The organism is Sphaerotilus sp., assembly GCF_013299175.1.
Lineage (GTDB): Bacteria > Pseudomonadota > Gammaproteobacteria > Burkholderiales > Burkholderiaceae_C > Sphaerotilus.
Genome location: NZ_JAAFKF010000043.1, coordinates 18,917 through 30,674 on the forward strand (window position 1 = coordinate 18,917; position 11,758 = coordinate 30,674).

General features: G+C 68.8%; 10 protein-coding genes. 5 read left to right on the forward strand and 5 right to left on the reverse strand.

The window, feature by feature from the left end; translation table 11 throughout:
• Positions 1-9: 9 nt before the first annotated feature.
• Both secD and yajC read right to left on the reverse strand, forming a co-directional pair.
• Entirely contained in the window at positions 10-1,920 is a 1,911-nt protein-coding gene (gene secD / locus QZW52_RS09480; RefSeq protein WP_293997790.1) for a protein translocase subunit SecD, read from the reverse strand.
• A 54-nt stretch (positions 1,921-1,974) separates the two neighbouring features.
• Positions 1,975-2,298, reverse strand: coding sequence for a preprotein translocase subunit YajC (gene yajC, locus QZW52_RS09485; protein ID WP_293997792.1), 324 nt, complete (start codon positions 2,296-2,298; stop codon positions 1,975-1,977).
• A 138-nt stretch (positions 2,299-2,436) separates the two neighbouring features.
• Here yajC and QZW52_RS09490 point away from each other — a divergent pair, with 138 nt between their 5' ends.
• Positions 2,437-4,323: a putative bifunctional diguanylate cyclase/phosphodiesterase gene (locus tag QZW52_RS09490; protein ID WP_293997794.1), complete on the forward strand. Its 1,887-nt coding sequence runs from the start codon at positions 2,437-2,439 to the stop codon at positions 4,321-4,323.
• A gap of 33 nt (positions 4,324-4,356) precedes the next feature.
• Here the strand turns inward: QZW52_RS09490 and QZW52_RS09495 are convergent, their stop codons facing one another.
• Together QZW52_RS09495 and QZW52_RS09500 are read right to left on the reverse strand one after the other, a co-directional pair.
• Complete coding sequence (locus QZW52_RS09495; RefSeq protein ID WP_293997796.1) at positions 4,357-6,126, reverse strand: S8 family peptidase; 1,770 nt, start codon at positions 6,124-6,126, stop codon at positions 4,357-4,359.
• 186 nt (positions 6,127-6,312) lie between these two features.
• Entirely contained in the window at positions 6,313-8,382 is a 2,070-nt protein-coding gene (locus QZW52_RS09500) for an ATP-dependent helicase (RefSeq protein ID WP_293997798.1), read from the reverse strand.
• Between the two features lie 42 nt (positions 8,383-8,424).
• Between QZW52_RS09500 and QZW52_RS09505 the strand changes: the two genes are divergently transcribed.
• On the forward strand, positions 8,425-8,709 hold the full coding sequence (locus QZW52_RS09505; RefSeq protein WP_434738302.1) for a VF530 family protein: 285 nt from the start codon (positions 8,425-8,427) through the stop codon (positions 8,707-8,709).
• Between the two features lie 28 nt (positions 8,710-8,737).
• On the opposite strand, the gene QZW52_RS09510 is transcribed toward QZW52_RS09505, so the two are convergent.
• Entirely contained in the window at positions 8,738-9,049 is a 312-nt protein-coding gene (locus tag QZW52_RS09510) for an antibiotic biosynthesis monooxygenase family protein (protein WP_293997803.1), read from the reverse strand.
• A gap of 116 nt (positions 9,050-9,165) precedes the next feature.
• Between QZW52_RS09510 and QZW52_RS09515 the strand changes: the two genes are divergently transcribed.
• The 3 genes from QZW52_RS09515 to QZW52_RS09525 form a co-directional block, all read left to right on the forward strand.
• A complete protein-coding gene (locus QZW52_RS09515; protein WP_293997805.1) occupies positions 9,166-9,843 on the forward strand; it encodes a hypothetical protein in 678 nt (225 codons plus the stop codon).
• Between the two features lie 40 nt (positions 9,844-9,883).
• Positions 9,884-10,435: a YaeQ family protein gene (locus QZW52_RS09520; protein WP_293997807.1), complete on the forward strand. Its 552-nt coding sequence runs from the start codon at positions 9,884-9,886 to the stop codon at positions 10,433-10,435.
• A 91-nt stretch (positions 10,436-10,526) separates the two neighbouring features.
• A partial coding sequence (locus QZW52_RS09525; RefSeq protein WP_293997809.1) for a peptide chain release factor 3 occupies positions 10,527-11,758 on the forward strand: 1,232 nt, incomplete at its 3' end.

Below are 11,758 nucleotides of genomic sequence, written 5' to 3' on the forward strand. Positions count from 1 at the left end.
GGAGTCCTGTCAGGCGTTGGGGGTGGTGACGGTGGTCGAGGTCACGGTCGATGCGGACCCCGGCTTGGCAGCCGGTTTCCAGACCTGCCCGATCGAGACGCCCTGCAGCTTCTTCTTGCCGCCGTACCAGAAGTTCACCAGGCCGCGCGAGAAGAACACGGCCGAGAACATCGAGGTCAGGATGCCCAGGCAATGCACGACCGCGAAGCCGCGCACCGGGCCGGAGCCGAAGGCCAGCAGCGCCATGCCCGCGATCAGCGTGGTCACGTTCGAGTCGAGAATCGTCGCGAAGGCGCGTTCGTAGCCCAGGTGGATCGCCATCTGCGCCGAAGTCCCGTTGCGCAGTTCCTCGCGCACCCGCTCGTTGATCAGCACGTTGGCGTCGATCGCCATGCCCAGCACCAGCGCGATGGCGGCGATGCCCGGCAGCGTGAGTGTGGCCTGCATCATCGACAGGATCGCCACCAGCAGCAGCAGGTTGACGGCCAGCGACAGCGTCGAGAACACGCCGAACAGCAGGTAGTAGGCGCACATGAAGACGGCGATCGCGAGGAAGCCGTACAGCACGCTGTCGAAGCCCTTGGCAATGTTCTCGGCGCCCAGACTCGGGCCGATGAGACGCTCTTCGATGATCTCCATCGGTGCGGCCAGCGAGCCGGCGCGCAGCAGCAGCGCGGTGTCGGCCGACTCCATCGGCGTCATCGAGCCCGAGATCTGCACCCGTCCGCCACCGATTTCCGAGCGGATCACCGGCGCGGTCACGACCTCGCCCTTGCCCTTCTCGAACAGCAGGATGGCCATGCGCTTGCCGATGCTCTCGCGCGTCACGTCGCGGAAGATGCGCGAACCACGGGCGTCGAGCGTCAGGTGGACGGCGGGCTGGTGGTTGTCGTCGAAGCCGGCCTGTGCGTCGGTGAGGTTCTCGCCGGTCAGCACCACCTGGCGTTTGAGAATGAGGGGCAGGCCGCCGCGCTCGGTGTACTTTTCCGTGCCAAAGGGCACCGGGCCGCCGCCACTCAGCGCCGCCTGCGCCTCGGCGCTGTCATCGACCATGCGGACTTCGAGCGTCGCCGTGCGGCCGATGATGTCCTTGGCCTTGGCAACGTCCTGCACGCCCGGCAACTGCACGACCACCCGGTCGGCGCCCTGCTGCTGGATCACCGGCTCGGACACGCCGAGTTCGTTGATGCGGTTGTGCAGGGTGTTGATGTTCTGCGTCAGCGCCTGCTGGCCGACGTTGCGGATGGCCTCGGGCTTGATGCGGCCGGTGAGCTTCAGCTCGGCCGGATCGGTGCCTTCGGTCCAGAGCATGTCGGCCTGCGCATCCAGCAGCGCCAGACGGGCTTTCTCCAGCGTCTCGCGGTCGCGCAGGCGGACCTCGACGCTGTCGCCCGTGCGCTGGATGCCGCTGTGGCGGATCGACTTGTCGCGCAGCAGCGTGCGGACATCGCCGGTGAGCGATTCGGTCTTCTTGGTCAGCGCCGCCGCCATGTCCACCTGCATCAGGAAATGCACGCCACCACGCAGATCCAGACCCAGGTACATCGGCAGCGCGTGCAGGCTGGTCAGCCACTGCGGCGAGCGCGAGACCAGGTTCAGCGCCACGATGTACGAAGGGTTGGCCGGGTCGGGGTTGAGCGCCTTGACGATGGCGTCACGCGCCTTGAGCTGCGCGTCGGTGTCCGCCAGACGGGCGCGTACCGACAGACCTTCGAGCTGCACGAAGTCCGGCTGCAGCCCGGCCGCCTTGACCGCCTGCGCCACCCGCGGGACCATGCCGCCGTCGATCTTGAGGGTGGCTCGGGCGCTGGAGACCTGGATGGCCGGGGCCTCGCCGAAGAAGTTGGGCAAGGTGTACAGCGACCCCACCAACACGGCAATGGCGAGGATCAGGTACTTCCACCAGGGATAGCGGTTCATCGTGCGGACTCGTGGGGACGGACAGGGGGCTTGGCTTGGCGGGCGAAGCTGGACTTACTTGATCGTGCCCTTGGGCAGCACCTGGACCACCGCGCTGCGCTGGAGCTGCACGGTGACGTTGCCGGCGATCTCGGCCGACACGTACTGCTCGTCCACCTTGGTGATGCGCGCCAGCAGACCACCGCCGGTGACGACTTCATCGCCCTTGCCGAGCGCGTCGATCATGGCCTTGTGCTCCTTCTGCTTCTTCATCTGGGGGCGGATCATGATGAAGTACAGCACCACGAACATCAGCACCAGCGGCAGCATCTGCGTCAGGGAGGACATGCCGCCAGCGGCGGCGCCTGCGGTCTGTGCGTAGGCATTGGAAATGAACACGTTCTAGCTCCTCGGCGGGGAAGGACAGGGGATTGTCAGGTGCGACAAAGCGTTGGATTGTAGGCCCGCCGACACAGTCTCCGCCCGCAGCCCCCACCGGCGGGATCAAGCCCGGTGGCGCCGATCCGATAAGGGGGCATGGCCACCCCCACCCAGCGCATTGCCAGCGGACCCGCAGCGTACCGGGCCGCCCCTCCGGTTCTGGATGCCGTGCGCGGCAGCGGGGCGCCGCCCACGCGGGTGCTGCTGCAGGTGGGTGCCGCGTGGCGGGCCGCGCTGGCCGGGGCGCTGTTCGACCGTGGCCTGCAGCCGGTGCTGCCCGGCGAGGACGGGCAGGCACCGGCGCAGGTGGTGGTGCGCGAATTCGGTGCAGGGCGTCCGGCGGGCCAGACCCGCGAGGCCCATGAGAGCAGCGAGGGCCACCCGTCCGACGCGCCACCGCTGGTGGCATGGCTGTGTCTGCCGGCGGGCGATGACCCCGCGGCGCTGCGCCACCGGGCGCTGGACGCTGGTGCGGTGTCGCTGGTCCAGGCCAGTGCGCAGACCGACGAGCTGGTGCGCGTCGTCGCCCACCTGGGGCGGCTCGCCCGCCAGACACCTGCGCAGCAGCCCCACACGCACACCCCGCACACCCTGCCAGCACAGCCCACCCTGCCCGACTTGCACGATCCGCTGGCCCGCGTGCTCCAGCACGCCAGCGCCCGCGCCCACCTCGGCGCGCTCGTGCTGCTGGGCCTGCAGCGGTTCGACGAGGTGGTGCTCACGCTCGGTCCGGCCCTGCGCGACCCGCTGCAGCACGCGATCGAGCGCCGCCTGCAGATCGCCCTGGTCGCCATCGAGGCCCGCCACGCCGGACGCCTGCGCGCCCACCTGACCCGCAGCGAGGACGGGCTGGCCGTGGTGATCTCGCCGCTGCTGCGCTCGACCGACGCGCAGGCGCTGGCCTGCGAGCTGCTGCAGCGGCTGGACGATCCGGTCGATGTGGGCGACCACCGGATCGTCGTGGGCGGGCATGCCGGCGTGGCGGTGTTTCCGCACGATGGACACCAGCCCGAGGTGCTGGTCCGCCACGCCACGCTGGCCCTGCACGCCGCCCGCCAGCAGGGGCGCAGCGGCTGCGCCGTCTACGGCCCCGCGCTGGGGCGCAAGGCGATGCGGCGGCTGCAGCTCGAAGGGGCACTGCGCCGGGCGCTGGCGCAGTCGGCCTTCACGCTGCAGTTCCAGCCGCAGGCCGACCTGCACACCGGCGCGCTCACCGGCGCAGAGGCGCTGCTGCGCTGGCACGACCCCGACCTGGGTGCGGTCGAGCCGGCCGAGTTCATCGCACTGGCCGAGGACACGGGACTCATCACCCGGCTCGGTGCCTGGGTGCTGCAGCACACCTGCTGGCAGATCCGGCGCTGGCGCGACCAGGGGCTGGACGTGCCACGCATCGCCGTGAATGTCTCGCGGCTGGAGGTGGTGCAGCCCGGTTTCGTGGCCGGTGTGCTCAAGACGCTGGTGGACCACGGCCTGCCCGGCGGCACGCTGACGCTGGAGCTGACCGAACCCGCGCTGATGCACGACCCCGAGCGCCTGGGCGAGCGGCTGCAGGCGCTGCGGGCGGCGGGCGTGCGGATCGCGGTGGACGATTTCGGCAGCGGCTATTCGTCGCTGGCACGGCTGAGCCGGCTGCCGCTGGACGAGCTGAAAATCGACCGGTGCTTCCTCGCGACGCTGGAGGGCAATGGCGCCAAGGTGGCGGCTGCGGTCATCGGCATGGGCCACTCGCTGGGGCTGCGCATCGTGGCCGAAGGGGTCGAGCGCGAGGAGCAGCTCGACTTCCTGCGCCGCCACGGCTGCGACGAGTTCCAGGGCCACCTGCTGTCGCACCCGCTGGACGCGGCCACGATGGGACAGGTGCTGCACCACGCCCGCATCCAGCACCGGATGGTGATGGGAACGGGCAGCGGTGCGGGGACAGGCCCGGCGTTCTCCGAGATGCTGCCTTTCCCCAGTCTGCCCACCCTGCCGGTCGCGGCTTGAGCGACCGGTGGATGGGCCGGTGGACGGGCCGGCTTACTGCTGGAGCAGATTCAGCACGTACTTGCCGGCCGTTGCACCCGTGCCACCCGCAGCGTAGGCCACGCGCACGCGGTAGGCCTGTGCTGCCGTGGCGGTGTTGGTCACTTTGACCGTCTCCGGCAGACCCGCCGCGTTGGTGCTGGACGCCAGCAGCACACCGGCCGCGGTGTAGAGGTAGAGCTGGTAGTTCTGGGTCGCTACGGCCATGTTGAGCGTGGCCGACAGCGTTTTGCCCGCTGCCACCGACACGCTGTAGTAGTCGGTGTCGGACGCGGTGGCCACCGTGCCGTTCACCACCGCATGGGTGGCCGTGATCACCTGCGCCGTGGTGAGCGTCTCGTTGGGTTCGGTTCCGGCCACCGCCACGGGCAGCGAAGCCATCGCCGTGTCCACCGCCTTCTTGGCGTCGAGGATGCCCGCGCCGCCGCCACCGGTGAAGGCCACCGGGAAGGGCTTGGCCGAACTCTTGATCATCGCCTCGACCTGGTCGGGAGTCAGCGCCGCGTTCTTCGACAGCATCAGCGCCGCCACGCCCGCCACATGGGGCGCCGCCATCGACGTGCCCTGGTAGTAGACGTAGTTGTCGGCACCGGGCACGCTGGTGCCTGCGTTCAGCGTCGAGAGGATGCCATCGGCGCCCGGCGCGGAGATGTCCACCGTCGTGCCGAAGTTGGAGAACGACGCCTTGGCCCCCGTGCGCGTGGTGGCCCCGACCGCGATGACACCGGCGCAGCTCGCGGGCGAGAACAGCGAGGCGTTGAGGTTGGAGTTGCCTGCCGAGACGACCACCACGGTACCGCGCGTGCGGGCCGAGTTGATGGCGTTCTGCAGCGTCGTGCCGCAGGCCGACTGGCCGCCCAGCGACATGTTGATCACGCGCACGGGGTTGGCGTTGGCCGGCACGCCGGTGACAGCACCACCCGAGGCCCAGACGATCGCGTCGGCGATGTCCGAGGTGTAGCCGCCACAGCGCCCCAGCACCCGCGCCGGCACGATCTTGGCGCCATGGGCCACGCCCGCCACGCCAGAGCCGTTGTTGGTGACAGCGGCGATGGTGCCGGCGACGTGGGTACCGTGCCAACTGCTGTTGGAGGCCGCCGAGCCAGTGCCGCAGGCGCCTGCCGGACTCCAGTCGCCGGGGTCGGACGGGTCGGCGTCGCGGGCCGATCCGTCATTGGCGATCGTGGTGTCGAGGATGAAGTCGTAGCCCGGCAGGATGTTGGCGGCCAGATCCGCGTGCGGCCGGTAGCCGGTGTCGATCACCGCCACCTTGATGCCCGCGCCCGTCGCCCGGTCCCAGGCCGCGGGCAGGTTGATGCCGCCCACGGCTTCGTAGTAGTGCCACTGGTTGGCGAAGTAGGTGTCGCTGGGCACGAAATGCGGCTGCACGCGCGCGTCCGGCTCGATGGACTCGATCGTGGCATCCGCCGCCATCAGCGCCGCGGCCAGGGTGCGGATCTGCGACTCACTGAGGGCGCGGTCGGCGCGCATCACGCTGGCACCGTCGAAGGCATTGCGCTGGTGGCGCACACCGACGCCAGCCTGCTGGCCTGCATGGGCAGCACGGTCATGGCGGCGGGTGTCCTCCGCCGCCGAGGCGGCGGGTGCCACGGAGGCCACGGTGCGGTACTTGATGATGAACTGGTCGGTCGGCTCGGCGCCCGGCGTGGCCGAAGCCGCCTGTACACCCGAGGCCAGACACACCAGTGCCGCCGCGGCAGCCACCGACATCCGTCGGCTGCCCGACTTGAATTGAAACAACATGAAATTTCCCCCGAAATGGCAAAACGTCACATTGGACGCCCGCCTGTCATACCGCCAACGCACCATGCTGAGGCAGCAGGCGATTTTCAGGGAGGGTTTGTCACCCCATGAAACTGTCGAACGTAACAGTTCACAGACATATGTCACTGATTCTCTGGCGGGTAAACGCAAAGGTACCGCTCCCCTTCACTTGGGGGATGACGCCTCTCGGGCCGCACGGGCCGCAAACGACGCCCGCTGGGCCGCGATGCGCTCGCGCGGGTTGACCTTGACGACCTGCTCGTCGAGCTTCATTTCGGCGATGAACCGGCTCGGGAACGCACGTTTGGTCTCCCGTCCGCGCTTTTGCCGCAGCAAGGTGGACACCAGGAGCGTGCGCCGTGCCCGCGTGATGCCGACGTACATCAGGCGGCGCTCCTCTTCGAGCCGCTCCGCCGTCATGTCCTCTTCGTCGCGCTTGAAGGGCAGCGTGCCCTCGTTGACGCCGACGAGCACGACGTGCGGCCACTCCAGCCCCTTGCTCGCGTGCAGCGTGGACAGGGTGACGAGGTTCTGGTCCTGGTCGCCGCGCTCGGCCAGGCTCAGGATCACGCTGATCGACTGCGCCACTTCGAGCACGCTTTTCTTCTGCGTCTCCACCGCCATGCCGCCGTCGTTGTCGATCTCGCCGCCACAGCGTTTGGCCACCCAGTCGATGAAGTCGATCACGTTCGACCAGCGCGCCGCGGCGACCTTGGGGTTCTCCTCGTTGTCGAGCAGGTGCTGTTCATAGCCGAGGTCGGTGAGCCACTCCATCAGCATCGGCCGGGCGGCTTCCGCGCCGACGGTCTGGCGGGCGCGGTATTCGAGGTCGTTCACGGTGCGGCCGAACTCGTGCAGCGACCCGACCGCCTTGAGGCTCAACGCCGTGCCGAGCGACTCCTGGAACAGCGCCTCGAACAGGCTCACGCGCCACTTGCCGGCGAAATCGCTCAAGGCCGCCAGCGTCGTGTGGCCGATGCCGCGCTTGGGCGTGGTCACGGCGCGCAGGAAGGCCGGATCGTCGTCCTGGTTCACCAGCAGCCGCAGCCAGCCGCACAGGTCCTTGATCTCGGCGCGGTCGAAGAAACTCTGTCCGCCCGACACCTTGTAGGGAATCTGGGCCTTGCGCAGCGCCTCTTCGAGCTTGCGGCTCTGGTGGTTGGCGCGGTAGAGGATCGCAAAATCCTTCCACTCGGTGATGCCGGTGTACTCGCCCGTGGTGTTGGCCCGAATCGCCATGATCCGGGTCACGGCGCGCTCGGCCTCGTGCTCTTCCTGGTCCGATTCGACCACCTTCACCGGCTCGCCCTCGCCCAGGTCGCTCCAGAGCTTCTTCTGGAAGATCTTGGGGTTGAGCGCGATGACGTTGTTCGCGGCGGTCAGGATGGCGCTGGTGGAGCGGTAGTTCTGCTCCAGCGGGATCACCTTGAGGTTCGGGTAGTCCAGCGGCAGGCGTTTCAGGTTCTCGATCGTCGCGCCGCGCCAGCCGTAGATGCTCTGGTCGTCGTCGCCCACGGCGGTGAAGAGGCCGTCCTGCCCGACCAGTGCCTTGAGCAGATCGTATTGGGTCGCGTTGGTGTCCTGGTATTCATCGACGAGGACATGGCGGAGTTTGCGCTGCCACTTCAGGCGGGTTTCCTCGTCGGTCTGCAGCAGTTTCAATGGCAGGCTGATCAGGTCGTCGAAATCCACCGCCGAATAGGCCAGGAGCCGCTCCTCGTAGAGTTTCATCACGCGGGCGGCGATGCGCTCGTCGTCGTCCTTCGCGGCGGCCTCGGCCTGTTCGGGGGTGAGGCCGTTGTTCTTCCACAGGCTGATCGTCCACTGCCAGCTCCTGGCGAGCTTGGCGTCGGTCGTGGCACCCGCATCGCGCAGCACGCCGAGCACGTCGTCCGCGTCCAGGATCGAGAACTTCGGCTTCAGCCCGATCCGCTCGCCGTCCTCGCGCAGCAGCCGCACGCCGAGGCTGTGGAACGTCGCGATCAGCAGATCCTTCGACGCCCGCGCGCCCACCAGCGCCCGCGCCCGCTCGCGCATTTCCTGCGCCGCCTTGTTGGTGAAGGTGATGGCGCCGATCTGCGACGGCGCGATGCCCTCCTGCAACAGCCGGGCGATCTTGTGCGTGATCACCCGCGTCTTGCCCGAGCCGGCGCCGGCCAGCACGAGGCAGGGGCTGTGCAGGTGGTAGACGGCCTGGAGCTGTGCGGGGTTGAGGGTGGAAGGGGCTTCGGCCATGGGGAACACGCGGGGAGCGCGGAATGGAGCAAGCGGGGGCGGATGATAGCGAGGCGCTGCCCGCCACACAGGCAGAATCCCCCGATGGACCACCCCGCCCAGCCCCGCAACCCGCTCCACGGCCTGACCCTGGAGCACATCGTCACCACATTGGCCGACCACTACGGCTGGGACGGGCTGAACGAGCGCGTGCCGGCGCGCTGCTTTGCGAGCCACCCGAGCGTCAGGTCGAGCCTGAAATTCCTGCGGCAGACGCCTTGGGCGCGGGAGAAGGTGGAAGGCTTGTACCTCTACCTGCAGCGCGAGTTGCGCCGGACAGGTCGCTGACCGGCCGGACGGCCCTCCGCTCAGCAGCTCAGCGCGGCTCGGCCGACTTGGCCAGCAGCGTGAAATGCTCGACCTGCGGCGGCTGCGCGAAGAACGGCCCGACGATGGCACGCCATTCGGCAAAGGCGGGCGACTCCCGGAAATCGACGGTGTGGTTCTCCAGCGTCTCCCACCAGATCATCAGCAGGTAACGCTCGGGGGACTCCATGCCCTTGTTGACCTTGTAGCCAAAGAAGCCCTTGGCCTGGCTGATGACCGTTTCGACGCCACGCTGGATGGCGGCGTCGAAGTCGGCCTGGCGGCCGGGCTGGATGCGGATGTCGGCGAGTTCGAGAATCATCGGAAAGTCTCCAAAACAGGAGACGGCATCCTAGCCGCAGCCGCCCGCACTTGAGTGGTCCGCAGCCTGCACGCGCGGGATGGGCGACCGGCGTGCGGAATTTCACACTGGCCGACATGCGCCAGACCCTGCCTTCCTCCCTTTTGCTGCGGCTGTTCCTGCTGCTTGCTGTGCTGCTGGCGGCACCCGTGCAGGCCCAGACGGCACCCAGTTGGGAGCAGGTCGCCACCGAGATGGTCCAGCGCCCCGAGTTCGCCGCCCTGCCGCTGCAGATCCAGGTGCAGCGCGAACGGCCCGGCCGTGGCTCGCCAGCGGAGATGCAGCTCCAGTCCGGCCAGTGCATCCTGCACCTGCGCACCCGCGACAACCCGCTGGCCGACATCCTGCTGACGCAGGCGGCGCCCGAAGACCGCACGCTCTGGCTGCAGGCCGTCATCGCCCACGAGTTCGCCCACTGCTGGCGCTGGCAGGGCGACGACCCGGCGATGCAGCAGCTCGTGGCGCTGATGGGCACCGCCGGCACCGACGCCCGCGCCGCCCGCCAGGTGCAGCGCCAGTTGGGCCGGGAGGAGTCGTTTGCCGACGTGGCCGCGCTGGCGTGGGTGGCGCAGGCCGCGCCGCAGCGGCTCGGCGCGATCCTGACCGCCTTCCAGCGGCTGCGCGGCAACACCAGGCTGTCCACCGGCCCGCACGACACACGGGCCGCACTGGACCGCGTCCAGCGCGAGGGCTTCACCGCGCACCTGCCGCTCTTCCTGGCGGCCGAGGCGCTGCTGGACGGTGCCGCCGAGTAAGCCGCCCTGGGGTGGCAGACCGCGCGCCTAGAATCCCCCGATGGCCATCCGTTCCACCGTCCACAAAGCCGAGCTGTCGATCGCCGACATCGACCGCCACTACTACGCCGACCACGCCTTCACGCTGGCCCGGCACCCTTCCGAAACCGAAGAGCGCCTGATGGTGCGCCTGGTCGCCTTCGCCATGCACGCGCACGAACGGCTGCTGCCCGCGGGTGGCCTGTCCACCGAGGATGAACCGGATTTCTGGCGCTGCGACGACACCGGCTCCATCCAGCAGTGGATCGAGGTGGGGCTGCCCGACGAGCGGATGCTGCGCAAGGCCAGCGGGCGCTCGGACGAAGTGGTCCTGATCACCTACGGCGGACGCAAGGCCGAGGTCTGGCGCACGGAAAACGCCGCCGCGCTGACCAAGCTGCGCAAGCTCACGATGTGGTTCATCACCGAGGCCGATTGCGAGGCGCTGCAGACGCTGGTGGAGCGGACGATGCGCATCGGGGTGACAATTCAGGAAGGGCACCTGCTGCTGGCGAGCGAGAAGGACAGCATCGAGGTGACACCGGTGCTCTGGCAGGGGAACAAGGCGGCGTGATCGGGCGCGGCGGATCTGTCGCGCCCCACAGGCGACAATGCCCCCTTCGCGCGTCACCCCCTGACGCCGCCGCTCTTGCCCACCGCCCACCATGTCCGACCTCTCCACCGAGATCCGCCGCCGCCGCACCTTCGCGATCATTTCCCACCCTGACGCCGGCAAGACCACGCTGACGGAAAAGCTGCTGCTGTTCTCCGGCGCGATCCAGATCGCCGGCTCCGTCAAGGCGCGAAAAGCCTCCCGCCACGCCACGTCTGACTGGATGGAAATCGAGAAGCAGCGCGGCATCTCGGTCGCCTCCTCCGTCATGCAGATGGAGTACGGCGACTGCGTCATCAACCTGCTCGACACCCCCGGCCACCAGGACTTCTCGGAAGACACCTACCGCGTGCTGACCGCCGTGGACGCCGCGCTGATGGTGATCGACGCGGCCAACGGCGTGGAGCCGCAGACCCGGCGCCTGCTGCAGGTCTGCCGCGCCCGCAACACGCCCATCCTCACGTTCATCAACAAGATGGACCGCGAGGTGAAAGACCCGCTGGCGCTGATGGACGAGATCGAGCAGGAGCTGGGCATGACCGTCGTGCCCTTCACCTGGCCGGTCGGCATGGCCAAGTTCTTCCACGGCGTGATGGACCTGCGCGAGGACCAGATGCGCCTGTTCGCGCCGGGCGAGGACCGGGCCGGTGGTGACGAGGAAGTGCTGCACGGGCTGGAGAACCCGGTCCACGCCGAGCGTTTCGGCGCGCCGTACGAGCAGGCGCTGGGCGAGGTCGAGCTGGTGCGCGAAGCGGCGCCCGCGTTCGACCACGCCGAATTCCTGGCCGGCCGGCAGACGCCGATGTTCTTCGGCTCGGCGATCAACAACTTCGGCGTGCGCGAGGTGCTCGATGCGCTGGTGGCCCTGGCGCCGCCCCCCGGCAACCGGCAGGCGATCGAGCGCACGGTCGAGCCGAACGAGGCGAAGTTCTCCGGCGTCGTCTTCAAGGTGCAGGCCAACATGGACCCGGCGCACCGCGACCGCATCGCCTTCGTGCGCGTCTCGTCCGGCAAGTTCATCCGCGGCATGCGGCTGAAGGTCGTGCGCAACGGCAAGGAAATGCGCCCGCAGACGGTGGTGAGCTTCCTGTCACAGCGGCGCGAGCTGGTGGACGAGGCGGTGGCCGGCGACATCATCGGCATCCCCAACCACGGCGTGCTGCAGCTCGGCGACACGCTGACCGAGGGCGAGATGCTGCACTACACGGGGCTGCCCTTCTTCGCGCCGGAAAGCTTCCGCACGGTGGAGATCAAAGACCCGCTGCGGGGCAAGCAGTTGCGCCA

Bases quoted from the DNA above. Each gene is read 5' to 3' on its own strand.
- secD (WP_293997790.1), bottom strand. From the start codon at position 1,920: ATGAACCGCTATCCCTGGTGGAAGTACCTGATCCTCGCCATTGCCGTG.
- QZW52_RS09490 (WP_293997794.1), top strand. From the start codon at position 2,437: ATGGCCACCCCCACCCAGCGCATTGCCAGCGGACCCGCAGCGTACCGG.
- QZW52_RS09495 (WP_293997796.1), bottom strand. From the start codon at position 6,126: ATGTTGTTTCAATTCAAGTCGGGCAGCCGACGGATGTCGGTGGCTGCC.
- QZW52_RS09500 (WP_293997798.1), bottom strand. From the start codon at position 8,382: ATGGCCGAAGCCCCTTCCACCCTCAACCCCGCACAGCTCCAGGCCGTC.
- QZW52_RS09505 (WP_434738302.1), top strand. From the start codon at position 8,425: ATGATAGCGAGGCGCTGCCCGCCACACAGGCAGAATCCCCCGATGGAC.
- QZW52_RS09510 (WP_293997803.1), bottom strand. From the start codon at position 9,049: ATGATTCTCGAACTCGCCGACATCCGCATCCAGCCCGGCCGCCAGGCC.
- QZW52_RS09515 (WP_293997805.1), top strand. From the start codon at position 9,166: ATGCGCCAGACCCTGCCTTCCTCCCTTTTGCTGCGGCTGTTCCTGCTG.
- QZW52_RS09520 (WP_293997807.1), top strand. From the start codon at position 9,884: ATGGCCATCCGTTCCACCGTCCACAAAGCCGAGCTGTCGATCGCCGAC.